The 22,296-nt window shown below is 72.4% G+C and carries 19 protein-coding genes; 12 read left to right on the top strand and 7 right to left on the bottom strand.

The features are described from left to right. Nucleotides 1-35: 35 nt before the first annotated feature. From ACZ45E_RS01265 to ACZ45E_RS01255, 3 genes are all read right to left on the bottom strand, one after another. Nucleotides 36-2,456, bottom strand: a complete 2,421-nt coding sequence (locus ACZ45E_RS01265; protein ID WP_468215023.1) for a penicillin acylase family protein — start codon at nucleotides 2,454-2,456, stop codon at nucleotides 36-38. 535 nt (nucleotides 2,457-2,991) lie between these two features. Further along, nucleotides 2,992-3,843 (bottom strand): helix-turn-helix domain-containing protein, encoded by an 852-nt coding sequence (locus tag ACZ45E_RS01260; RefSeq protein ID WP_468215021.1) that lies wholly within the window; start codon nucleotides 3,841-3,843, stop codon nucleotides 2,992-2,994. Between the two features lie 15 nt (nucleotides 3,844-3,858). After that, complete coding sequence (locus ACZ45E_RS01255; RefSeq protein ID WP_468215018.1) at nucleotides 3,859-4,608, bottom strand: DUF6879 family protein; 750 nt, start codon at nucleotides 4,606-4,608, stop codon at nucleotides 3,859-3,861. A gap of 447 nt (nucleotides 4,609-5,055) precedes the next feature. On the opposite strand from ACZ45E_RS01255, the gene ACZ45E_RS01250 reads away from it, so the two are divergent. Further along, the gene (locus ACZ45E_RS01250) at nucleotides 5,056-5,565 is read left to right on the top strand and encodes a hypothetical protein (protein ID WP_468215016.1); all 510 of its coding nucleotides are present in this window, start codon (nucleotides 5,056-5,058) and stop codon (nucleotides 5,563-5,565) included. Nucleotides 5,566-5,629: 64 nt separating this feature from the next. Then, on the top strand, nucleotides 5,630-6,286 hold the full coding sequence (locus ACZ45E_RS01245; RefSeq protein ID WP_468215015.1) for a class I SAM-dependent methyltransferase: 657 nt from the start codon (nucleotides 5,630-5,632) through the stop codon (nucleotides 6,284-6,286). A 189-nt stretch (nucleotides 6,287-6,475) separates the two neighbouring features. Here the strand turns inward: ACZ45E_RS01245 and paaK are convergent, their stop codons facing one another. Next, nucleotides 6,476-7,777, bottom strand: a complete 1,302-nt coding sequence (gene paaK, locus ACZ45E_RS01240) for a phenylacetate--CoA ligase PaaK (protein WP_468215013.1) — start codon at nucleotides 7,775-7,777, stop codon at nucleotides 6,476-6,478. Nucleotides 7,778-7,937: 160 nt separating this feature from the next. On the opposite strand from paaK, the gene ACZ45E_RS01235 reads away from it, so the two are divergent. Continuing rightward, nucleotides 7,938-8,777 carry an alpha/beta fold hydrolase gene (locus ACZ45E_RS01235; RefSeq protein ID WP_468215010.1) on the top strand — a complete coding sequence of 280 codons (840 nt, stop codon included), beginning with the start codon at nucleotides 7,938-7,940 and terminating at the stop codon, nucleotides 8,775-8,777. Here the strand turns inward: ACZ45E_RS01235 and ACZ45E_RS01230 are convergent. Together ACZ45E_RS01230 and ACZ45E_RS01225 are read right to left on the bottom strand one after the other, a co-directional pair. After that, nucleotides 8,711-9,568, bottom strand: coding sequence for a GNAT family N-acetyltransferase (locus tag ACZ45E_RS01230; protein WP_468215008.1), 858 nt, complete (start codon nucleotides 9,566-9,568; stop codon nucleotides 8,711-8,713). The genes ACZ45E_RS01235 and ACZ45E_RS01230 overlap by 67 nt on opposite strands. A gap of 115 nt (nucleotides 9,569-9,683) precedes the next feature. Further along, nucleotides 9,684-11,321: an acyl-CoA synthetase gene (locus tag ACZ45E_RS01225; protein WP_468215006.1), complete on the bottom strand. Its 1,638-nt coding sequence runs from the start codon at nucleotides 11,319-11,321 to the stop codon at nucleotides 9,684-9,686. A gap of 186 nt (nucleotides 11,322-11,507) precedes the next feature. Here ACZ45E_RS01225 and ACZ45E_RS01220 point away from each other — a divergent pair, with 186 nt between their 5' ends. The 6 genes from ACZ45E_RS01220 to ACZ45E_RS01195 all read left to right on the top strand — a co-directional run bounded on the left by ACZ45E_RS01220 (nucleotide 11,508) and on the right by ACZ45E_RS01195 (nucleotide 17,282). Continuing rightward, nucleotides 11,508-12,308, top strand: coding sequence for a crotonase/enoyl-CoA hydratase family protein (locus ACZ45E_RS01220; protein ID WP_468215003.1), 801 nt, complete (start codon nucleotides 11,508-11,510; stop codon nucleotides 12,306-12,308). Nucleotides 12,309-12,630: 322 nt separating this feature from the next. Beyond that, nucleotides 12,631-13,593 carry a Zn-ribbon domain-containing OB-fold protein gene (locus ACZ45E_RS01215; RefSeq protein WP_468215001.1) on the top strand — a complete coding sequence of 321 codons (963 nt, stop codon included), beginning with the start codon at nucleotides 12,631-12,633 and terminating at the stop codon, nucleotides 13,591-13,593. Beyond that, on the top strand, nucleotides 13,593-14,657 hold the full coding sequence (locus tag ACZ45E_RS01210; RefSeq protein WP_468214999.1) for a thiolase domain-containing protein: 1,065 nt from the start codon (nucleotides 13,593-13,595) through the stop codon (nucleotides 14,655-14,657). Before ACZ45E_RS01215 ends, ACZ45E_RS01210 begins: the two co-directional genes overlap by 1 nt. Then, nucleotides 14,654-15,829 (top strand): thiolase domain-containing protein, encoded by a 1,176-nt coding sequence (locus tag ACZ45E_RS01205; RefSeq protein ID WP_468214997.1) that lies wholly within the window; start codon nucleotides 14,654-14,656, stop codon nucleotides 15,827-15,829. The genes ACZ45E_RS01210 and ACZ45E_RS01205 overlap by 4 nt, the downstream gene beginning before the upstream one ends. Nucleotides 15,830-15,934: 105 nt before the next feature. Then, entirely contained in the window at nucleotides 15,935-16,177 is a 243-nt protein-coding gene (locus ACZ45E_RS01200; RefSeq protein WP_468214995.1) for a DUF397 domain-containing protein, read from the top strand. A gap of 136 nt (nucleotides 16,178-16,313) precedes the next feature. Next, nucleotides 16,314-17,282 (top strand): universal stress protein, encoded by a 969-nt coding sequence (locus ACZ45E_RS01195; RefSeq protein WP_468214993.1) that lies wholly within the window; start codon nucleotides 16,314-16,316, stop codon nucleotides 17,280-17,282. 11 nt (nucleotides 17,283-17,293) lie between these two features. On the opposite strand, the gene ACZ45E_RS01190 is transcribed toward ACZ45E_RS01195, so the two are convergent. Beyond that, entirely contained in the window at nucleotides 17,294-18,016 is a 723-nt protein-coding gene (locus tag ACZ45E_RS01190) for a leucine-rich repeat domain-containing protein (RefSeq protein ID WP_468214992.1), read from the bottom strand. Between the two features lie 91 nt (nucleotides 18,017-18,107). Here ACZ45E_RS01190 and ACZ45E_RS01185 point away from each other — a divergent pair, with 91 nt between their 5' ends. The 3 genes from ACZ45E_RS01185 (at nucleotide 18,108) to ACZ45E_RS01175 (ending at nucleotide 22,279) form a co-directional block, all read left to right on the top strand. Continuing rightward, nucleotides 18,108-18,740, top strand: coding sequence for a CGNR zinc finger domain-containing protein (locus ACZ45E_RS01185; protein WP_468214990.1), 633 nt, complete (start codon nucleotides 18,108-18,110; stop codon nucleotides 18,738-18,740). Between the two features lie 100 nt (nucleotides 18,741-18,840). Continuing rightward, the gene (locus tag ACZ45E_RS01180) at nucleotides 18,841-21,723 is read left to right on the top strand and encodes an ATP-binding protein (protein WP_468214987.1); all 2,883 of its coding nucleotides are present in this window, start codon (nucleotides 18,841-18,843) and stop codon (nucleotides 21,721-21,723) included. A gap of 58 nt (nucleotides 21,724-21,781) precedes the next feature. After that, nucleotides 21,782-22,279, top strand: a complete 498-nt coding sequence (locus ACZ45E_RS01175; RefSeq protein WP_468214985.1) for a hypothetical protein — start codon at nucleotides 21,782-21,784, stop codon at nucleotides 22,277-22,279. The last annotated feature ends 17 nt before the right edge of the window (nucleotides 22,280-22,296 follow it).

The raw sequence follows: 22,296 nt of genomic DNA, 5'->3' as shown, positions 1-22,296 counted from the left end.
GGAGGTGGGCGGCCCCCCTCACCATTCCGTTCGTGTCAGCCGCGCACCCGCACCACCTTCAGCGCGGGCGAGCGCAGGATGTCCTTCTCGCAGAAGCGCTCCGTGACCCACCGCTTCTGCGCGAACAGCCGCGTCTGGTCGCTGAAGTGCGGCGAGGCAGGGTTCGACGACTGGGAGTACGTCAGGAGCGTGCGCGCCACGGGGCAGCGCCCGCCGTCCCAGCCGACGGCCTGGATGTAGCTGGAGCCGTGCACGACCTCCGTGTAGCCGCCGCCCTCCGGGGCCCACGTCGGCTCGACCTTGTTCCACACGCCGAGCGACTCCGTGCCGCCGTGGACCGCGATCCGCTCGCCGCCACGCACCACGAACTGGTGGTCGCCGAGCTTGGCGTCCAACGGGATGCCCGCGCCCCGCAGTTCGGCCACCGCATCGGCGAGCGCCGCCCGGAAAGCGGGCTGCCTCGTGTCGAGGGTGTTCGGCGTGCGCACCGGGTCGGCGGCCGAGAACGGCACTTTCCACAGCTTGTCCGCGGTGACCGCCGCCGTCAGCTTCCGCCAGAACCGGTCGAAGAGCAGCGCGCCCCGGCTGCCGGTGCTCATCGTGCGGTCCCACCGGGCGAGGACCGTGCATGCCTGGCCGACGTCGACGGGCGCCCCCTTGCTGCTCGTCGCCGTACCGCCCGGCAGGGCAGCGCACGCCTTCGCCGCGTCCGCCGCCGTCAGGTCCCCGGCGGGCACCCGGTCGGCGAACTGCTGCTTCTGGAGGTCCGCGACCGTCAGCCGGCCCTCGGCTGCCATCGCGGCGACATCCTCGACCGCGCCGCGCGTACGCATCGAGCGCGGCGTGCCGATGGTCCCGAAGACCCGCTCGTACCCGGTCAGCGGCCGGTCGGCGTTGGCCAGCCAGGCGCTGTCGTTGGAGTTCTCCGCGTACGGGGCGTCTTTCAGTACCGGCATTCTCGCGGGGCCGAAGATCCCCGGCTGCACCGCGTCCTTGTCCCGGCGGAGCGCACAGTCGCCGCGCGAACCGTCGAGCACCGCGACGCCCGACGCGGGGTAGGTGACCTTGCCGAGCGGCGTCGAGCAGCGCGCCGCCAGATCGTCGGTGACGCGCGGCAGGACCTGCGACTGGGTGAACAGCGAGTGGCCCCCGGAGTCGGCCGCGATCGTGTTCACCCAGGGAATGCCCTGCGTACGGCGCAGCGCCCGCAGCACCTCGTCCGTCGAGCGGGCCTTGCTGAAGCCGAGTGCGGTGTCCGATGCGCGCAGGTTCACCGCGTTCGGATCGTTCAGCGCGTACGCCGTCGTCGCCGTCCACGGCAGCGGCAGCTGGGCGCCGAGCGAGGTGACGACCGGGCCGTACCGCGTCCACCACTGCGTCCGCGTCACGTCGGCGCCGCCTCGTACGGGCACCGTGACGGTCCGCCTCGTCATCCTCTCGCGCTCGCCGTCCACCAGGTATGCCGTCGGATCGGACGGATCCAGGGTCAGCTGGTGGAGGTTGAGGGTGACGCCGGTCGCGACGGTGTGGCTCCACGCGACGTGCGCGTTGTGCCCGATGGATATCCCCGTCGTGCCGAGCAACGAGCCGCCCATGACGTCCAGTTCACCCGGGATCGTCTGCTGCGACTGCCAGAAGCGGCGACCGCCCTGCCAGGGGTAGTGCGGGTTGCCGAGCAGCAGCCCGCGCCCGCCTGCCGTCGTGGCACCGCTGAACGCCACCGCGTTCGAGCCCATGTCGGAATCGTCCTGGGAGAACAACGCCTTTGCCGCGTCCGCCAGTTCGGCTCTGGACGGCGCCGCCTTCCCGCCCGCGCCCGCGCCCGCCGTCGGGGGCTGCGCGGCCGTGATGCCGTCGACGCCGCGTCCCTGCCCGCCGAGCACCGATATCGCGAAGCCGCGCGCCGCCACGTCCAGCGTCGTCACCGGCTTCACCCAGCCGGCGCCCTTGCACGCCGGGTCGGTGATCCGGTTCTGCTCCAGCCACGCGTTGTAGCCGGCGGCCCAGCCGCGCATCGCGTCCTTGACGTCCCTGCTGGGGCCGGCCGGAGCGGGCGCCGCGAGCAGCTTCTCCACCGTGTGCGTGTCGCGTACGCCACGGAAGTACAGGTCGCTGGAGAGGTTCTTCGCCGCCGAGGAGAGCGAACCGTCGGGCGCCGCGTCGGGACCGAACCAGCGCGAGCGCTCGCCCCGTACGGTCAGGAACCCGTCGGCGAGCGTGCACACCTGGTCCGCGGCCTGCGCCCAGCCGGTGCCGAAGCCGAGGTTCGCGTGGTCCTCGGCGAGGATGTGCGGAATGCCGTACTCGGTGTAGCGGATGGTGGCGGAGAGGCGGCCGTCGTGCGGGCGCTCGTGCCGGTCGGCCGCGACCGACGGCAGCGAGGCCGTGGTGGTGAGCGCGGTCAGCAGAGCGATGAAGACGGCCGTGCGGCGCCGTTGTCTCAGGCGGATGCGCATCGTGCTCCCAACTGTGAGGCGGACAGGGGCGGTTGAGCGTACCAATCGGTATGTCACCTGCCGAGGGCCGTGCGCACACGTCTTGACCACCTCGTCTGCAACGTCCGCCAGTCCGGCAACGCCCTGGTGCACATCGACCCCAGCCTCGCGGACCGGCTCAGGCGCCTACCGGCTCAGCGCCCCGGGAGCACCTGTCCAGACCGTCCTGGCCTCAGCACCTGCGCCGAGGAGCCGGCCTGCCGCGAACGCCCCGGTGTCAGTTGCTGCTCCGGCTGCCGCACCTCCGCAGTGCTACTGCGCCCGTTGATCCCGGAGCGCCCAGTTCTTACAGGGCAAGGGCGCCGTTTGCGTCCATGGCTCGGACGCGAAGGATGTGAAGGGCTGGTGTTTCAGAGCGCTTCGGCCCGCCTCGTGGCGAGCAGAGCGCAGCCAGGCGGCGTACAGCTACGTCGCCGTCATCTCACCGACGCAGGAGCGGGTGCGTCTCCTGGCCTTCGGGGGCAACATGGCTTGCGATCGCGTGCCGTTGCGGCAGTCACCGTGAGCCGAGCGCCCGCCGCGCCGCGTTGATCACATTGTGCGCGTCGGCGCCGTACACCGCGGATTCGCGGAGGGTCGACCACACCCTGCCGTACAGGGCAACGCTGTCGGTGTCATCGAGCCAGAGCTCGGCGTGCCAGTCCTCTGTGATGACCAGCCTGTCGTCCAGCACCCAGAAGCCATTGGCGGGGGCCACCTTGACGGAGGCCGTGAAGGGGATGATGCCGAGTTCTACGGTGTCCATCCCGATCATGGCGGTCAGCCGGTCGAGCTGAATGGCCAGCACTGACGGCGGACAGATGAGGGAGCGCAACGCCGCCTCCCAGATGAGCACACGGAAGCGGTGACCCCGCTCGGAGAGCCACTCCTGGCGCCGTGCCCTGGCGCGGACCGCGTCCTCGACATCATCTGCGGTCCTGTGGAGTTCGGCGTAGCGCCGGAACACCGCGCGGGCGTAGTCCGCCGTCTGGATCATGCCGGGGATGACCGCTTCCTCCCACGCGAAGATGACGGCGCTACGGTCCACCTCCGCGTTCCAGCGTTCCTGCACAGAGCTGTGTCCGTCCGCAAGCCTGCGCCGCCACGACTGAATGTGGGTCTCGAACCCGGCCAGGCGCGCTGCGAGTTCACCGAACAGCTCGGGGCGGCCGACCGCAGCCGCGAGGGCACGCAGATCCTCGCGGCTGGCCGTCTGTTTGCCGCCTTCGAGCTTGTAGATCTTCGAGTGCGGCCAGCCGAGCAACCCGGCGAGCTGCGGACCGGTGATCTTGCCTTCGGGGTGCGAGACCCTCAGTTCCCGCAGACGTGCCCCGAGGGCTTCCCGTGCCTGCTGATAGTCGGTGCTCACCGGTCGCGCTCGCCGTTACTCGGCCGCGGCCAGCTGTGCCGCGAACTCCTCATGAGGGATGGCATGATGCCCCGCGGCGTCACGCGCCATGGAGTACCGCACGATGTCGGTGGGCTCCGTGATGGTCTCGATGCTGGTCAGTGCGTCGGCGTCGTCGAAGTGCAGGACGGCGACGAGCCGTGAGTCGAAGATCCAGAAGTCTTCTTCAAGCAGACTGATCCGCTGCGCGTCCTCGCGCCACAGGCAGCCGACATCCTCGCCGGCCGCCGCGTTGCACCCGGAGTAGCCGAGCAGGAACCGCTGCCCCTGGGTGGGCGGCCGGTCGACGATGCGCACCCGCCCGACGCGTTTCCCCGCGTCCGTCTGGGCGCGGATGTTCCGGTTCCATGCGCTGTCCAGATCCCACGCCACCTCGCCGGTCTCCAGGAAGGCGGCGAAGTCGGGGTCCTCGCGGTCGGAGGCGTAGCCGCGCCGCGTCTCCAGATGCCAGGCCGTGTGCTCGAACGTCTCGAAGAGACGCGCGAACTCCTCCGGCGTGATCAGCTCTGGCACGCGGTCCAGCTCCTTCGGTGCCCAGTCGACGAGCAGTTGGCGCGGTACGACGACAGCCACGTCCCCGGCACCGAAGTGCTGGAGCTGTTTCACGTCGTCGGGGTCGGTGAGCGGTGTGCCCTGGACGATGATCTCGCGGGTGTCCAAGTCCTCGTGCAGGGCCGGGCACCCGCCGTTCTTGCTGTCGGTGCCGGTGAAGCGCAGTCGCCTCATGACCGAGTCCTCTCAGGGGACGTTGATCAATCCAGGATGGCTGCGCGCCGGACCCTGCACCACAGGTTCTCGCCGCCCGCGTGAGAACACCAGAGAACATTCGGTCAGTCCGCGAGAACATCCGAGAACATTCGCTGGAGCGCCGAACATCCCGTCCCTAGCGTCCTGTTCATGGCCACACCGACCCAGCCCGCGTCCGCGCCGCCGACGAAGCCGAGCTGCCGCGCGCCGGCATCGCGGAGCTGAGCCTGACGGCGCCGGGGCGGCGGTCCGCATGAGCACCAAGACGCTGCCCGACCCGGACCGCATCCCTGAGGCCGAGCGGCGGTGGGGGACGGCACCGCCCGATCCCCGAGCGGACCCCACTGCCGCTCCCTGACTCCCGCCCCGTTCGCGCCGCTGCGCTGTCGGGGAGGGTCCACCACCCCTCCGAGAAGGGATCAACCCGTGACCTTACTGGCCGAGACCCCGCCCGTCACCGCGAGCCGGGACCCGCGAGAACTCCTGACCGCGGTGCGTCCGTTCGTGACGGAGTACACCTACAACGTCTTCGAGGCCCCCGGCAATGAGGGCGACCTGTGGGACCGTGAGATCGCGCTGCTCATGCGCGATCGCCTGCTGACCCGCCCGTGGGCCGAGGAGATCCTGGGCAACGCCGTGATGTACCTGATCACCGCCATGGAGCGGCCTGACCTGCACATCGGTGTCGGCAAGATCGTGGACGAGGGGGTGCACCAGATCATCCTGGACTCGCCGGTGTACTTCGCGTTCTGCGAGGTCTACAACGGTGGCGCCTACAAGCACCATGCGCCGCTGGTGCAGCGCCGCACTGACGGCCTGGTGCTCCGGACCGTGGACGTCATCCGCGGCCGGGGCTTCGAGCCCAGCGAAGGGCTGTGGGCCGTGGACGGCGCCAACTGTTCGCCGTGCGACGACAAGGTTCCCGACAGCCACTGATCACCGCAAGCGCCCGCCCCGCGCCCCCGATGCAGGGGCGGGCTTCCAACGGAGGAACCCACCCGTGCCTGTACCTCACGACATCGCCGCAGAGACCGAGCTGTGGGACGCCTACGCCGGTTCCGCATTCACCGATGACATGGAGCCCGCCTTCAACTGGACGCAGTACGCCGGCCACGGCCCCGGCCCGGAGCTGCTCAGCTCGCCGGCCAGCGTGCTGGAGATCGGGTGCGGCACCGGCCGCGCCCTGGCCCACCTCGCGGAGCGCGGCGTGAAAGCCCGCGGCCTGGACCTCTCACCGGTCATGACCACGAAGACCAGTGAGTGGTGGGCTTACACCGGCGCAGACTTCGTGCAGGGAGAGGCGCTCGACTTCCTTGCCGAGGACACGGCGACGTACGACGCGGTGTATTCGATCTTCGGGGCAGCCTGGTTCACCGATCCGGGCCGTCTGTTTCCGCTGGTGCGGGAACGGCTGGCGCCGGGCGGAGTGTTCGTGTTCAGCCAGCCCCCGGCGATCCCCGGCGCCTACGGTCCGCAGGGCATGTACAAGGGAGGGTTCGCGGGGAAGGCGATGTTCACCTACCGCTACAGCTACCGCCCCGCTGTGTGGGAGCGGCACCTGGCCCGCGCTGGGTTCGCGAGCGCCGAGGCACGCATCATCGAGGCGCCGGCGCCGGACCACATCGGCACACTGATCGTCCGGGCCGCAGCCGGCTGAGCCACCGCGATGGAGGCCATTTCCCTTGCCCGCTCTTCACCGGGCTGGGGCCTTCTGGGTAGATGGCCCGGCCCGTGCGCACCCCGTGTGCAGCGCGTACCCGGCAACGCCAGCGGCAAGATCCTCAAGCGGGAGCTCAGGGACCGGTTCGCCCGGTAGGGCTGATCAGACGGCCCGTAGATCCACGATTCAGACGGTCCGCAGATCCACGATCCGCTTGATCTTGCCGACGGAGCGCTCCAGCGTCTCCGGGTCGACGATCTCGACGCCCACACTCACCCCGACCCCGTCCTTCATGCCCGCCGCGATGGTCCGCGCCGCGGCCGCCCGCTCGTCCGTCGTCGCGCCGGGCCGGGCCTCCGCGCGGACCGTCAGCGCGTCCATCCGGCCCTCGCGGGTCAGTCGGAGCTGGAAGTGCGGGGCCACACATGGCGTGCGCAGCACGATCTCCTCGACCTGGGTGGGGAACAGGTTCACCCCGCGCAGGATCACCATGTCGTCGCTGCGGCCGGTGACCTTCTCCATGCGGCGGAACGCGGGCCGCGCCGTCCCCGGCAGCAGCCGCGTCAGATCCCGCGTCCGGTACCGGATCACCGGCATCGCCTGCTTCGTCAGCGAGGTGAGGACCAGCTCGCCCGGCTCGCCGTCGGGCAGTACCTCGCCGGTGACCGGGTCGACGACCTCCGGGTAGAAGTGGTCCTCCCAGATGTGCAGCCCGTCCTTCGTCTCGACGCACTCCTGCGCGACACCCGGCCCGACGACCTCGGACAGCCCGTAGATGTCCACGGCGTCGATCCCGGCCCGCTCCTCGATCTCCCGCCGCATCTCCTGCGTCCACGGCTCCGCGCCGAAGATACCGATCTCCAGGGAGGTGGAGCGGGGGTCGACGCCCTGCCGCTCGAACTCGTCGAGGAGCGTCAGCATGTACGACGGTGTCACCATGATGATCTCCGGGCGCAGATCCAGGATCAGCCGGACCTGGCGGGCCGTCATGCCGCCGGACGCCGGGATGACGGTGCAGCCCAGCCGCTCCGCGCCGTAGTGCGCCCCGAGGCCGCCCGTGAACAGGCCGTACCCGTACGCCACATGCACCGTGTGGCCCGGCCTGCCGCCGGCCGCGCGGATCGCCCGCGCCACCATGTCGGCCCACATCGACAGATCGTCCTCGGTGTACCCGACGACCGTGGGCACGCCCGTCGTCCCGCTGGAGGCGTGCAGCCGCCGCACCTCGGTTCGGTCCACGGCGAACATCCCGAACGGGTAGTTGTCCCGCAGATCCGCCTTGGTGGTGAACGGGAACCGCGCCAGGTCCGCCGGCGACGTGCAGTCCTCGGGCCTCACCCCCGCCTTGTCGAACGCCTCGCGGTAGAACGGCACCCGCTCGTACACCCGGCTCAGCGTCCCGCGCAGCCGCTCCTGCTGGAGCGCACGCAGTTCCGCCGCGCCCAGGCGCTCGCCCTCGTCCCACCATCGCGTCGTCGTCGACGTCATCGATCGCACTCCCGGTTCCCGACCGATCATTCGGTTGACCTGCTGTCCGTCAGTAATTCAAGGCGGGACCGACCGCGTCAAGACGTACGACGCGACGTGTCGGCCGGGGCCCCGGGCAAAGGCGTTGCCGCCGCGGCCGCCCGGCTGTGATGATCACGCCATGTTCACGTTCACCGCGCCGGACGGCACCGAACTGGCCTGTCATGTCCGCGGCTCGGGCCCGCCCCTGGTGTGCCTGCCCGGCGGGCCGATGCGTGCCTCCGAGTACCTGGGGGACCTCGGCGGCCTCACCGCCCACCGGACCCTGTACCTCCTCGACCTGCGCGGCACCGGGGCGTCGGCGGCGCCGGACGACGAGGCGACGTACCGCTGCGACCGCCAGGTCCCCGACGTCGAGGCGCTCCGCGTCCACCTCGGGCTCGACCGGATGGACGTCCTCGCCCACTCGGCGGGCTGCAATCTCGCCGCCCTGTACGCGGCCCGGCACCCCGAGCGGATCGCGCGGCTCGTCCTGGTCACCTCCGCACAGCGCGCCCTGGGCCTGGCGGCAAGCCCCGACGAACGCCGCGCCGCGGCCCGGCTGCGCCGCCATGAGCCGTGGTTCGAGGCCGCCTACGCCGAGTACGAGAAGATGATCGCGGGACGGGACGACGCGGACTATCTGTACGACGCGTTCTTCTACGGGCGGTGGGACGAGCGGGCCCGGGCGCACGCGGCCCGCACCGACGACCAGACCAACGAGCGCGCCGAGACGCTCTACGCCGCCGAGGGCGCCTACGACCCGCCCGCCACCCGCGCGGCGCTGACCCGCCTCGACGCCCCGGTGCTGCTGATCGCCGGTGAACTGGACGGCGGCCCGTGCCCGGAGCTCGTACGCCGCGCCGCCCGGTGCTACCGGCGGGGACGGGTCGTGGTGCAGCCCGGCGTGGCGCACTATCCGTGGCTGGACGACGAGGAGTTCTTCGTGGCGCGGGTGGCGGAGTTCCTGGCGGCGGCGTGAGCGTCGCGGAGGTCCGGCGCCCGCAGAACGTACGGCGTGGTCGTCCCCAGCGCCACGAAACCGAGCCGTTCGAGAATGGGCCTGCTGTACGACGAGGCGTCGACGTGCACGTACGGGAAGTCACGCTCGGCCGCGATCCGCGCCCGGAACGCCACCAGCGCCCGGTAGCAGCCGCGCCCCCGCCACGCGGGCACGGTGCCGCCGCCCCACAGACTCGCGAACGCCGTGCCCTCGTGGAGTTCGAGCCGGGCGGCGCTGACCGGCTCGTCGCCGTGGAGCGCGACCACGGCGGGCACGGTCGCCGGGTCGGCGGCGAGCTGTTGGCGCACCTGGTGCCCGATGGCGGAGCGCGCACTGTCGAAGGCCAGTTCGTGCACCCGCTCGACCAGCCCGACGTGGGCCTCCTCGGTCACCGGCAGCAGCCGGACCCCGGCGGGCGGCGCGACGTCGAAGGCCAGCCCGGCCGTCTCGGCCACGAGCAGCGTCTCCGTCTCCTCGGCCACGAACCCGGCGGCGATCAGTCGCGCCCCCAGGTCACCCGGCTCGTCGTGCCCGTACGCCTTCCATTCCGCCTCGATGCCCAACTCGCCGTAGAAGGCGACCTGTTGCGTGATGGCGGCGTCCGCCCCGGCCGCGTCGAGCCCCGACCAGAGCACCCCGTTCCACCCGTCGGCCGGTCCGACCTGCCGCACCACGTCGCCCACCCGCTCGACCCGCGCACCCGGTTCGTCGGGCCGCGCCTCGCGCCGCATCTGCCGGTCGAACAGGGCCAGTACCGCTTCTTGATCCATCCGGCCACTTCAGCAGGCGGTCGCGCGGCGGGCAATCGGATAAAGGCCGGTCCCGCGGACGGGGGACGCGACGCGGCGGAGCCGACGCATCGGCGGTAGGGGACCGGGCACCGCCCTACCGCGGGAGCGTGCCCGCGCCGTCGGACTCCGCGGCCACCGTCCGCGCCCACCGGTAGTCCGCCTTGCCGCTCGGCGACCGCTGGACGCTGTCCGTCAGGACCAGCTGGCGGGGGATCTTGTAGCCCGCGAGGTGGGCGCGGCAGTGGGCCTGGACGGCGTCCAGGGTGAGGGCGGGGGCGCCGGCTCTGAGCTGGACGACGGCGGCCACATGGTTGCCCCACGTGGCGTCGGGGACCCCGGCGACCAGCGCGTCGTAGACGTCCGGGTGGGACTTCAGGGCCTGTTCCACCTCTTCCGGGTAGACCTTCTCCCCACCGGTGTTGATGCATTGGGACCCGCGGCCGAGAACGGTGACGATGCCCTCCTCGTCGACCGTCGCCATGTCACCGAGCAGCACCCAGCGCTCGTCGCCCTTCTGGAAGAAGGTCTCGGCGGTTTTCTTCGGGTCGTTGTAGTAGCCGAGCGGGACGTGCCCGCGCTGGGCGATGCGGCCCACTTCGCCGACGGCCACCGGCTCGTGCGAGGCCAGATCGACCACCTGGGTGCGGGAGTTGACGCGCAGCCGGAAACCCTGGCCCGCACCGGAGTCGTCCGTCGCGGTGCCGTTGAAACCGGACTCCGACGAACCGAAGTTGTTGAGCAGCATCACCTTGGGGACCAGCGCCTGGAACTGGGCGCGCACGGTGTCCGACATGATCGCGCCCGAGGACGAGACGCTGAACAGCGACGAACAGTCCGTCCCCTTCAGCGGGCCGCCGAGCGCGTCGATGAGGGGGCGCAGCATCGCGTCGCCCACCAGGGACACGCTCGTCACCTTCTCCCTCTCGATCGTGCGCAGTACTTCCTCCGGCACGAACTTGCTGTGGATGACTATGCGTTGGCCGAAGTTGAAGCCGATGAACGCGGTCAGGGTGGACGTGCCGTGCATGAGCGGGGGAGTGGGGAAGAAGGTGATCCCGTCGCCGCCTGCCGCGACCCGTTCGGCCAGCTCCTCGGGGCGTGACACCGGCTCACCCGTCGGTGCGCCGCCACCCAACCCCGAGAAGAAGAGGTCCTCCTGACGCCACATCACACCCTTGGGCATCCCCGTCGTCCCGCCGGTGTAGATGATGAACTGGTCGTCCGCCGAGCGCGGGCCGAACCCGCGCTCGGGCGACGAGCAGGCCGTGGCCTCCGCGAAGTCCACGGACCTGAGCGGTGGCGCCTGCGCCGGCGGGGCCCCCACCCGAACCAGGTGCCGCAGCTTCTCGGTCCGTGGCAGCGCCGCCGCCACGCGCTCGGTGAACTCCGCGTCGAAGACCAGGGCGGCAAGATCGGCGTCCCGGTAGAGGTAGACCAACTCCTCCTCGACGTACCGGTAGTTGACGTTGACCGGGACGATCCGTGCCTTGAGACAGCCGAGCACCGTCTGCAGGTACTCGACGCCGTTGTAGAGGTGCAGGCCGAGGTGTTCGCCGGGGCGCAGCCCGCTGTCGAGCAGATGGTGGGCGACGCGGTTCGCCGCCGCGTCGAGCCGCGCGTACGTCAGCCGGCGCTCGGCGCCCGTGCCGGGGTGGTCGATGTGGACGAGTGCCTCGCGGTCCGGGACCACGTCGACGACCGACTCGAACAGGTCGGCAAGGTTGTACTCCACCGCTCCTCCTGACCCTGGCCGCATCTCGTGTGGCCGTCATCAGAGCAGAGACGGTTTGAAGGGGGAAGAGGCCCCGCCAAGAAATCTGACTGAGTGTCAGAAAACTCTTGTACTGGCTCGCCGCCTCCTGCAACCTGTTCTCGTCTCAGGGGCCTCGCGGCGCCGCCGGCCGACTGGAGGGCAGTCATGGGTGGGACCGAACATCTCGATGTACGGCGCGAGGGCGCGACGCTCGTGCTCACGCTCAACCGGCCCGAGGCCAAGAACGCCCTGTCCTTGCCGATGCTCGTCGGCCTGTACGACGGATGGCTGGAGGCCGACGCCGACGACACGGTCCGCTCCGTCGTGCTCACCGGGGCCGGCGGATCGTTCTGCGCGGGGATGGACCTCAAGGCGCTGGCCGGTAAGGGCATGGGCGGCGAGCAGTACCGCGACCGCCTCAAGGCCGACCCCGACCTGCACTGGAAGGCGATGCTGCGCCACCACCGCCCGCGCAAGCCGGTGATCGCGGCGGTCGAGGGCTACTGCGTCGCCGGCGGCACCGAGATCCTCCAGGGCACCGACATCAGGGTCGCGGGGGAATCGGCGACGTTCGGGCTCTTCGAGGTGGCGCGGGGGCTGTTCCCCATCGGCGGCTCCACGGTGCGGCTGCCGCGGCAGATTCCGCGGACGCATGCGCTGGAGATGCTCTTGACCGGGCGGTCGTATCCGGCGTCGGAGGCGGCCGCGATCGGGCTCGTGGGGCGGGTCGTCGCGGACGGTACGGCCCTGGAGGCGGCACTGGAGATCGCCGAGCGCGTCAACGCGTGTGGGCCGCTGGCGGTGGAGGCGGTGAAGGCTTCCGTCTACGAGACGGCCGGGCTCTCCGAGGCGGAGGGGCTGGCCTCGGAGCTGAAGCGAGGGTGGCCCGTGTTCGACACGGCTGATGCGAAGGAAGGGGCCCGGGCCTTCGCGGAGAAGAGGCCTCCGGTGTTTCGGCGGGAGTAGCGCGGCCCCGCGACTGCCCTCGCCGGGTCTGTCGCCGGGTGCGGGTCCGGTGGGGGCCGGTCGCGCAGTTCCCCGCGCCCCTGGAGCATGCGGCTCCGCCGCAGCCCCATGAGCCGCGCAGAGCCGCGCCTCCTGAGGCGGCGCACATACGGCGCCGCCCCTGAGATGGAGCACCTAGTGCGCATCTCAGGGGCGCGGGGAACTGCGCGACCGGCCCCCACCGGCCCGCACCCGGCATACATCCGCACACCGGCCTCCACCCGGCTACACATCCCCACCGGCCCCGCCCCCGGCATACATCCGCACCTTCAAAGGAGCCCAGATGACAACCTCCCCCCGTCCGGAGGTACTCCGCGCCCCACTGATCGTGGAGTTTCCGTTCACCCGCTCCCTGGGGCCCGTGCAGAGCGAGTTTCTGACCGGCCTGCGGCACCGCACGATCCTCGGCGTACGAACCACGAGCGGCAGCGTCCTCGTGCCGCCGGTCGAGTACGACCCCGTCACCGCGGCCGAACTCCGTGACCTGGTCGAGGTCGGCGCGACCGGCACCGTCACCACCTGGGCGTGGAACCCCGAACCCCGCCGGGGGCAGCCCCTCGACACCCCCTTCGCCTGGGTCCTGGTCAAGCTCGACGGCGCCGACACCGCCCTGCTGCACGCCCTTGACGCCCCCGGCCCCGAGGCCGTCCGCACCGGGCAGCGCGTCCGCGTCCGCTGGGCCGGGGAGCGGGTCGGCGCCATCACGGACATCGCCTGCTTCGAACCGGACGACACCGGCGCCGGAGAGGCCCGAGCCGTCGCGCACGGCGGGCAGTTCGAGAACCCGGTGACGGGCATCGTCGCGCCCGCCCGTCTCGACTACACGTACAGCCCCGGCGGCGCCCAGAGCCGGTACATCAACGCCCTCGCCGACAACCGCACCGTCGGCGAACGCTGCCCCTCCTGCCACAAGGTCTACGTCCCGCCCCGCGGCGCCTGCCCCACGTGCGGCGTCGCCACCACCGAGCAGGTCGAGGTCGGCCCGGCCGGCACCGTCACCACGTACTGCATCGTCAACATCAAGGCGAAGAACCTCGACATCGAAGTCCCGTACGTCTACGCGCACATCGCCCTCGACGGCGCCGATCTCGCCCTGCACGGCCGCATCGCCGGGATCCCCTACGACGAGGTGCGGATGGGCCTGCGCGTCGAACCCGTGTGGAGCGAGGGCGGGCGCTTCCCCGACCACTACCGGCCGACCGGTGAACCCGACGCCGACTACGACGCGTACAAGGAGCTGATCTGATGCGGCCACCGATCCGGGACATCGCCGTCGTCGCCTTCGGGCAGACCGACCACCGGCGCACCACCGACGAAGAGTCGGAGGTCGAGATGTTGATGCCCGTGCTGCACGAGGTGCTCGACGCGACACGGCTGCGGACCAGCGACATCGGCTTCACCTGCTCGGGGTCGAGCGACTACCTCGCCGGGCGCGCCTTCTCGTTCACCATGGCGCTCGACGGCGTCGGCGCCTGGCCGCCGATCTCCGAGTCGCACGTGGAGATGGACGGCGCGTGGGCGCTGTACGAGGCGTGGACGAAACTGCTGACCGGTGAGGCCGACACCGCGCTCGTGTACGCGTACGGGAAGTCGTCGCCGGGGTCGGTGCGCGACGTGCTGACCCGGCAGCTCGACCCGTACTATCTGGCCCCGCTCTGGCCCGACTCCGTCGCCCTCGCCGCCTTGCAGGCCCAGGCCCTGATCGACGCGGGAGCCACCGACGAACCCGCCCTCGCCGGGATCGCCGCCCGCAGCCGCCGGGCCGCCGGAGACAACCCGCACGCCCAACTGCGCGGCCCGGACGTCCCGCACGGCGAGTACGTCGTGCATCCACTGCGGACCGGGGACTGCCCGCCGGTCGGGGACGGCGCCGCCGCCGTCATCCTCGCCGCGGGGGACAGGGCCCGCGACCTGTGCGAACGGCCCGCCTGGATCCGGGGCATCGCCCACCGCATCGAGGCCCACAGCCTGGGCGTGCGCGATCTGACCGACTCACCGTCCGCGCGGCTCGCCGCCGAGAACGCCGGGGCCTTCGAACGGCCGGTGGACACCGCCGAGTTGCACGCCCCGTTCACCTCGCAGGAGGTCGTCCTGCGCAAGGCGCTGAGGCTCGGCGAGGACGTCACCGTCAACCCCTCGGGCGGCGCCCTCGCCGCCAACCCGGTCATGGCCGCCGGCCTCATCCGCATCGGTGAGGCCGCCGCCCGCATCCACCGCGGCGACTCCCACCGGGCGCTCGCCCACGCCACCTCGGGGCCCTGCCTCCAGCAGAACCTGGTCGCCGTACTCGAAGGGGAGGACCAGCGATGAGCAGCACCGCCAAGGAGCCCGTGGCCGTCGTCGGGATCGGACAGACCAAACACGTGGCCGCCCGCCGCGACGTCTCCCTCGCCGGGCTCGTCCGCGAGGCGGCCCGGCAGGCGCTGGACGACGCCGAGCTGGACTGGGCCGACATCGACGCCGTCGTCATCGGCAAGGCGCCCGACTTCTTCGAGGGCGTCATGATGCCGGAGCTCTACCTCGCCGACGCGCTCGGCGCCGTCGGCAAACCCATGCTGCGCGTGCACACCGCGGGGTCCGTGGGCGGTTCGACGGCGCTCGTCGCGTCGAACCTCGTCGCGGGCCGCGTCCACGGCACCGTCCTCACCCTCGCCTTCGAGAAGCAGTCGGAATCCAACGCGATGTGGGGGCTCTCGCTGCCCGTCCCCTTCCAGCAGCCGCTGCTCGCCGGGGCCGGCGGCTTCTTCGCCCCCCACGTCCGCGCCTACATGCGGCGCACGGGCGCGCCCGACACCGTCGGCTCCCTCGTCGCGTACAAGGACCGGCGCAACGCGCTGAAGAACCCCTACGCCCACCTGCACGAGCACGACATCACCCTGGAGAAGGTCCAGGCCTCACCCATGCTGTGGGACCCCATCCGCTACTCCGAGACATGCCCCTCCTCCGACGGCGCCTGCGCGATGATCCTCACCGACCGCGCGGGAGCGGCCCGTTCGCCGAGGCCACCCGCCTGGATGCTCGGCGGCGCCATGCGCAGCGAGCCCACCCTCTTCGCCGGCAAGGACTTCGTGTCGCCGCAGGCCGGCAAGGACTGCGCCGCCGACGTGTACCGGCAGGCGGGCATCGCCGACCCGCGCCGCGAGATCGACGCCGTCGAGATGTACGTACCGTTCTCCTGGTACGAGCCGATGTGGCTGGAGAACCTCGGCTTCGCCGACGAGGGCGAGGGCTGGAAACTCACCGAGGCGGGCGTGACCGAACTCGACGGCGACCTGCCCGTGAACATGTCGGGCGGCGTCCTGTCCACCAATCCCATCGGCGCCTCCGGCATGCTCCGCTTCGCCGAGGCCGCCCTCCAGGTGCGCGGACAGGCCGGGGAGCACCAGATCGACGGCGCTCGGAGGGTCCTCGGCCACGCCTACGGAGGCGGCTCGCAGTTCTTCTCCATGTGGCTCGTCGGCGCCGAACCGCCCACGCGATGACCCCCGATGACCGGCCATCGGACGATCGCTGCCGTCGCGGCCTGTGCGGGGTACGCGCCGATCGCTAGGCTGGCGCACGGACGACGAACCGGGAGGAGCACGGACGTGGCCGAAAGCACCATCGACCAGCACCCGCTCATGGGGTGGGACAAGCCGGACCTGGACCTGAGCAAGGCGGACTGGCGCTCCAGCAGCAGGGGGGCGGGCGATGTCCAGATCGCCTTCGTGGAGGGATTCATCGCGATGCGCAACAGCGGGAGCCCACAGAGCCCCTCGCTGATCTTCACGCCGGACGAATGGGGAGCGTTCGTGCTCGGCGCCCGTGAGGGCGAGTTCGATCTGACGTAGGGACGATGTCCCGTTCGGTCTCCGACACGTGACCTCCGGCCCTGTCCTGTGGCTCCCGGGTGCGCGAGCCTGGCCACAGGAACAGCCGGTCAATGAGGGCACGTCGAGCGTGCCCTGTGTCGGAGGCGAAGAAGTCATGAGCACGCCGCACCCCCTGCCCGTCGTCGTCGCGGTCGACGGGTCCGACCACAGCAACCGCGCCCTGGACTGGGCGCTCGCCGAGGCGGCCCGGCGCGGTGCCGATCTGCGCATCGTGCACGTGCGGCAGTACGCGCCGCACCTGCAGCCCGCCGTGCTCGTCGCAGGCCCCGACGAGCCCGCCGACGACCCGGTCATCGGGAACGTACGCAAGGCGCTGGAGGAGCGGGACGACCCGCCGCCGCTGGAGTTCATCAGCCGCGAGGGGGTGCCCGCAGCGGTGCTGCCGGAGATGGGCACCGAGGCGCGGCTGCTGGTCCTCGGCTCGCGCGGCCGCGGCGGCTTCGCCGGTCTGCTGCTCGGCTCGAACGGGGTGGCGGCCGCCCGCGACGCCGTCTGCCCGGTCGTCGTGGTGCCGCCACCGGGCCGCACCGTGCACGGCGACGCGCCCGTGCCGGCCGGCCCGCGCGTCGTCGTGGGCCTGCGGCCCGACGAGACGGACGAGACCGTCGGCACGGACGGCACCGAGGGCACCGACGCCGCCGGTGACCCGGACGAGACCGTGCTGGGCTTCGCTTTCGCGCACGCCGCGCGCACCGGGGCGCGGCTCCAGGTCGTCGCCGCCTATCCGTGGCCGACGCCCGCCCAGTCGGCGTTCGGCGACTTCACACCGACCACGGTCGACGAGGAGGCCGCCCGGCACCTGACGCTGCGAACGGCCCAGGACGCCGTCGCCGCCCACCGGAAGTCTCACCCTGAAGTAGAGGTCGACTTCTCTGTGGCACCCGGTGACGCGGCCGGCCATCTCGTGGAGAACTCGCGCGAGGCCGATCTGGTCGTCGTCGGCCGCCATCGCCGCCGCCTCACCCGCCCCGCCCCGATCCTCGGCTCGGTCACCCACGCGGTGCTGCTGCACGCCGCGAGCCCGGTCGCGGTCGTCCCGCCCGGCCGGTCCGGCCACGGCTGAGGCCCTTCGGCTCAGCGCAGCACGACGCACCCGCGCCCGGTCAGCCCGGCGAGCAGACCGGGCGCGACGCGGACGTCGTTCCAGCGCAGATCGAGTTTCTCCAGCGCGGGCAACTCCGCGATCCAGTCGGGCAGTTCCCGCAGCCGGTTGCCGCGCAGATCGAGCCGGCGCAGCAGCGGCAGACCGCGAAGCGGCTCGGGGACGGCCTCGAAGGCGTTCTCCCGCAGCTCCAGTTCCCGCAGCTCCCGCAGATCGCGCATGGAGGCGGGCAGCGCGGTGAGCCGGTTGCCGCGCAGCCAGAGCTCCCGCAGCGAGGTGAGCCCGCCGACGGTCTCGGGCAGGGTGGTGAGCCAGTTGTGCTGGGCGCGCAGTTCGACGAGGCCGGTCATCGAGCCGAGCGCGGCGGGCAGCGCGGTCAGCCGGTTCTCCCCGACGTTCAGATAGGTGAGCCGGTCGAGGGCGCCGAGGCTCTCGGGCAGCTCGGTCAGCAGGTTGTCGTGCAGATAGAGGAAGCGGGACAGGCCGGTGAGGTCGCCGAGGCTCGACGGCAGCGCGGTCAGCCGGTTGTGGCCGAGATCCAGGGTGTGCAGGCGGGTCAGCGTCCCGATGCGGTCGGGCACCCGCGTGAGCCGGTTGTCGGGCAGCAGCAGGGATTCGAGCGCGGGATGGCGCCAGACCTCGTCCGGTACGGAGTCCAGCCCCGTGCGCCAGTAGGTGAGTGTGCGGTCGGCCATGAGCCCCTGCCCCCTTCGTCCCCCGCGGGAACAACCTCAGCTGTAATGGTTGACTGGGAACCTAGCATTAGCGGCGACTACCATCGACGGCATGCGCGACATCAGTACGGCGGGCCCCGACGCCGCCCGGCTCGCCCTCGACCTCGCCCTCACCGTCCGCCACGACGGTGACGGGGGCGTGGCCGACGACCTCCACACCCCCGAGGGCCTCACCGCCTGGGTACGCGAACACGCCGCCGCGCTGCCCCTGGAGGCGGGCTTCACCGCCGACCCGGAGCACCTGCGGCACGTCCGTGACGTGCGCGCCGCCGTACGCGCCCTCTTCGCCCGCGCCGTGCGGCCGGGGGAGCCGAGCCCCGCCGACGCCCGCCGCCTGCTGCCCGCCGCCACCGCCCTGGCCCGGCTCAACACGGCAGCCGCCCGCGTGCCCACCGTGCCCGTCCTGCACTGGCCCGCAGGAGACGCCGCGCCGGCCGTACGGGAGACGGCCACCGCCGACGCGCCCGAGGCCGACCTGCTCCCGGCGGCGCTGGCCCGCGCCGCGCTCACCTTCCTCGCGGGCCCCGACCGGCAGCGGCTGCGCGCCTGTCACGCGCCGCGCTGCGTGCGGTACTTCCTCAAGGAACACCCGCGCCAGGAGTGGTGCAAGCCGTCCTGCGGGAACAGGGCTCGCGTCGCCCGTCACCACGGGCGCCACAACTCCCTTGCGCAGAAAGCCACATGACACTCCGGGCCGGGCGCTTCGGCGTAGGGTGAGAGACCTGGAACCCGCGGCGTGCACCGGCTCCTCACGCCGGGCGCACCACCGCGACTGGGGGTGCGCCATGGTGCAGCGCGGAGGCCGGGGCAGGCGGACGCTGTTCGAGCGCGAGCGCGAACTGTCCGCCGTCGACGAGGCGCTCGGCGAGCTGGCCGGACTGCGCCCCGGCGGCGTCGAACCGCCCGAGCGGCCCCGCGGGGCACTGCTCGCCGTCGCCGCACCCGCCGGACTCGGCAAGACATCGCTCCTCGCCGAGGTGCGCAGGCGCGCCGCCGCCAAGGGCTGCACCGTCCTCTACGGCCGCGGCGGCGAACAGGAGCAGGGCGTCGCCTTCCACGTCGCCCGCCAGCTCGTCCAGCCCCAGCTCGCCAGGGTGCCCGAGGCCGAACTCCGCTCCCGCCTCGGCAGCTGGTACGCCATCGTCGGCCCCGCCCTCGGCCTGTGCGCCGCCGCCGAAGGGGCCCCGCCCGACCCGCAGGGGCTGCGCGACGGCCTCGACTGGGTGCTCACCGACCTCGCCGTGCAGCGCGCCCCCATGGTCCTCGTCCTCGACGACGCCCACTGGGCCGACCCCGAATCCCTCGGCTGGCTCGCCGCGTTCGCACCGCGCGCCGAGGAACTCCCGCTGCTGCTCGTCGTCGCCTACCGCCCCGAGGAACTCCCCGACCACGCCGAGGCGTTCCGCGGCCTGCCCGGCCGCGCGGGCCGCCGCCCCCTCGGCCTCGAACCGCTCAGCGCGCCCGCCGTCGCCCGTATGGTCCGCGAATCCCTCGGCTCCCACGCCGACGACGCGTTCTGCCGCGAATGCTGGGCCGTCACCGCCGGAAACCCCTTCGAGGCCGTCGAGCTGACCGCCAAGGTCCACGACCGGGGCCTCGCCCCGACCGGGACCGGCGCCCACCTGCTGCGCGATCTCGCCGCCGCGGTCAAGGGCAGCGGCCTGATCGCCCGCCTCGAACGGCTGGGCAGCTCCACCGTCCGCTTCGCCTGGGCCTGCGCCGTCCTCGGCACCGAGATCTCCCCCGAGCTCGCCGCGAGCGTCGCCGGTCTGGGAGCCGAGGAGGCGGCCGACGCCGTCGACCGGCTCCGCACGGCCCGCGTCCTCACCGGCGTGGACACCCTGGAGTTCGTCCACCCGCTGATCGCCACCGCCGTCTACCGCGCCATCCCGGGCGGCGTCCGCGTCGCCCTGCACGGCCAGGCCGCCTGGACCGTCGTCGACGCCGGACTCGGACCGTCCGCCGCCGCCCGCCACCTCCTGGAGACCCACCCCGACGGGGACGGCTGGGTCGTGCACCAGCTGCGCGCCGCCGCCCGGGAGACCGTCCGGGCCGGCGCCCCCGACGCGGCCCGCCGCTATCTGGCCCGCGCCCTGCGCGAACCCCCGCCCTTCGAGGACCGCGCCGTCGTCCTCTACGAACTCGGCAGCGCCTCCCTGCTCACCGAACCCGCCACCACCGTCAACCACCTGCGCGCCGCCCTCGAGGAACCCATCACCGACCCGGCGCTGCGCCAGGGCATCGTCTACCGCCTCTGCCAAGTCCTCGCCCACAGCGACCGGCTGGCCGAGGCCTCCGAGACCCTCGCCCGGGAGATGTCGCTCGCCACGGACTCCCGCGTCCGGCTGCGCCTCCAGGCCGAACAGTTCATGTGGGACGCCTTCCGCGCCGACGAACCGGAGTCCCCGGCCCGTTCCCGGCGGCTGGCCAGACTCGCCGACCGGCTCACCGGCCGCGACCTCACCGAGCGCTACATCATCGGGCTGCGCACCTGGGACGCCACCCTGCGCGGCCAACCCGCCGCCACCGTGATCCGGCACGCCGAGCGGGCCCTGGCCGGCGGGCTGCGCTGGGCCGCCGACGAGGACCGCGGCTTCGAGGTCCCCGTCCTCGTCGCCCTGTCCTTCCTCTACGCCGACCGGCCCGGCCGCACCGAGGAACTCTTCGTCGAGGGCATCGCCGACTTCGAGCACGCCGGCTGGCACGGCGGCCACCTCTCCTTCGCGTACACCCTGCTCGGCTACGTCCGCTTCCGGCGCGGGCGGCTGTCCGAGGCGGAGGACTTCGCCCGCGCGGGCCTGCGCCTCGCCGAACGCGTCGGACCCGACACCCCCGCCCATTGGTACGCCGTCGGCACCCTCGTCGAGGTGCTCCTCGCCCGCGGCCGGGTCCCCGAGGCGCAGGAGGTGGCGCAGACGTACGGATTCGGGGCGCCGTTCCCCGCCGCCGTCGTCTTCCCCGACGCGCAGACCGTGTACGGCGAACTGCTGCTCGCTCTCGGCCGCACCAAGGACGCCGCCGTCGAGCTCGCCGCGGCCGGGCGCCGGCTCGACCCGCGCGGCATGCGCAACCCCTCCTGGTGCCCCTGGCAGCTGCACCTCGCCCGCGCCGAGGCCCACGACGTCCCCGGGGCCGCCGTCGCCACCGCCCACGACGCCGTCGACCGGGCCCGCCACTTCGGGGCGGCGTCCGGGATCGGGCAGGCCCTGCGGGTCGCCGCCGAGGTCTCCTCCGGAGCGGCCCGCGGCAAGCTCCTGGAGGAGTCCGTCAGCTACCTCGAACGCTCCCCGGCCGGCTACGAGCTGGCCTGCTCACTCGTCGCTCTCGGCGCGGAACTGCGCCGCACGGGCCGCGTCAAGGCGGCCGCCGACCAGCTCTACCGCGGGCTCGACACGGCGGCCGTCTGCGGCGCGGACGGTCTGGTGGAGCGGGCCCGCGACGAACTCGCCGCCGCCGGACTGCGGCCCCGGCAGCTGCGCGGCGCCGCGACGGACACGCTGACCGGGCGGGAACGGACGGCGGCGGGGTGCGCTGCCCGCGGACTGGACCCCGCCGAGATCGCGGCGGAGCTGCACCTCGACGAGCAGACGGTGGTGCGACTCCTCTCGGCGGTCTACCGCAAGGTCGGCACCGATCGGAGCGGCCTCGCGGCGGCCCTCGGGGAATAGTCCTGTCGGGCCAAACCCCGGGGCGGCCCATCCGTCGCGGCGACGTACGATGGAGGGCATGTCCTTCCTCCGCCGCCGCGCAGCGACCCCCGCGGGCCCCGACTTCGACGTCCTGGCCATGGATCCGGGCGACTGGCCGGGCAACCTCGGCGCGGGCCTGCTGCCCGCCCCCGACGGCAGCTGCCAGGGCGTGTTCCTGCGCTACGACCTGTTCGGCGGCCGCGGCCCCGCGATGATCATCGGCAACCTGCCCGAGGGCTCACCGGCCCGCGAGACCGCCGAGGGCGAGATCCCCTTCGAGGTCGCCCAGCTCCTCATCGCTCTGGAGAACGACGAGGAGGTCACCGTCACCGGCGTCGAGGACGTCCCCGTGATGCAGGGCGACAACCTCCTCATCGTGCGGCGCCTCAAGCTCTCCGAGACGCGCATCTCCTGCGTGCAGTTCGACCGCAGTGACCAGGTGCTCGTGACCATCGCGTCCTGGGACCGTCCGATCACCGACGATCTGTACGCGCTGCTCAAGCCGCTGCCCGCGGACCTCTTCCAGCAGGGCTGACGGGGCGCGGAGAGCCG

The sequence above is a fragment of the Streptomyces sp. NPDC030991 genome (assembly GCF_055571235.1).
This window is presented reverse-complemented; position numbering and strand designations above follow the sequence as displayed.

Bases quoted from the DNA above. Each gene is read 5' to 3' on its own strand.
- ACZ45E_RS01265 (WP_468215023.1), bottom strand. From the start codon at position 2,456: ATGCGCATCCGCCTGAGACAACGGCGCCGCACGGCCGTCTTCATCGCT.
- ACZ45E_RS01255 (WP_468215018.1), bottom strand. From the start codon at position 4,608: ATGAGGCGACTGCGCTTCACCGGCACCGACAGCAAGAACGGCGGGTGC.
- paaK (WP_468215013.1), bottom strand. From the start codon at position 7,777: ATGACGTCGACGACGACGCGATGGTGGGACGAGGGCGAGCGCCTGGGC.
- ACZ45E_RS01235 (WP_468215010.1), top strand. From the start codon at position 7,938: ATGTTCACGTTCACCGCGCCGGACGGCACCGAACTGGCCTGTCATGTC.
- ACZ45E_RS01230 (WP_468215008.1), bottom strand. From the start codon at position 9,568: ATGGATCAAGAAGCGGTACTGGCCCTGTTCGACCGGCAGATGCGGCGC.
- ACZ45E_RS01220 (WP_468215003.1), top strand. From the start codon at position 11,508: ATGGGTGGGACCGAACATCTCGATGTACGGCGCGAGGGCGCGACGCTC.
- ACZ45E_RS01215 (WP_468215001.1), top strand. From the start codon at position 12,631: ATGACAACCTCCCCCCGTCCGGAGGTACTCCGCGCCCCACTGATCGTG.
- ACZ45E_RS01210 (WP_468214999.1), top strand. From the start codon at position 13,593: ATGCGGCCACCGATCCGGGACATCGCCGTCGTCGCCTTCGGGCAGACC.
- ACZ45E_RS01205 (WP_468214997.1), top strand. From the start codon at position 14,654: ATGAGCAGCACCGCCAAGGAGCCCGTGGCCGTCGTCGGGATCGGACAG.
- ACZ45E_RS01195 (WP_468214993.1), top strand. From the start codon at position 16,314: ATGAGCACGCCGCACCCCCTGCCCGTCGTCGTCGCGGTCGACGGGTCC.
- ACZ45E_RS01190 (WP_468214992.1), bottom strand. From the start codon at position 18,016: ATGGCCGACCGCACACTCACCTACTGGCGCACGGGGCTGGACTCCGTA.
- ACZ45E_RS01185 (WP_468214990.1), top strand. From the start codon at position 18,108: ATGCGCGACATCAGTACGGCGGGCCCCGACGCCGCCCGGCTCGCCCTC.
- ACZ45E_RS01180 (WP_468214987.1), top strand. From the start codon at position 18,841: ATGGTGCAGCGCGGAGGCCGGGGCAGGCGGACGCTGTTCGAGCGCGAG.
- ACZ45E_RS01175 (WP_468214985.1), top strand. From the start codon at position 21,782: ATGTCCTTCCTCCGCCGCCGCGCAGCGACCCCCGCGGGCCCCGACTTC.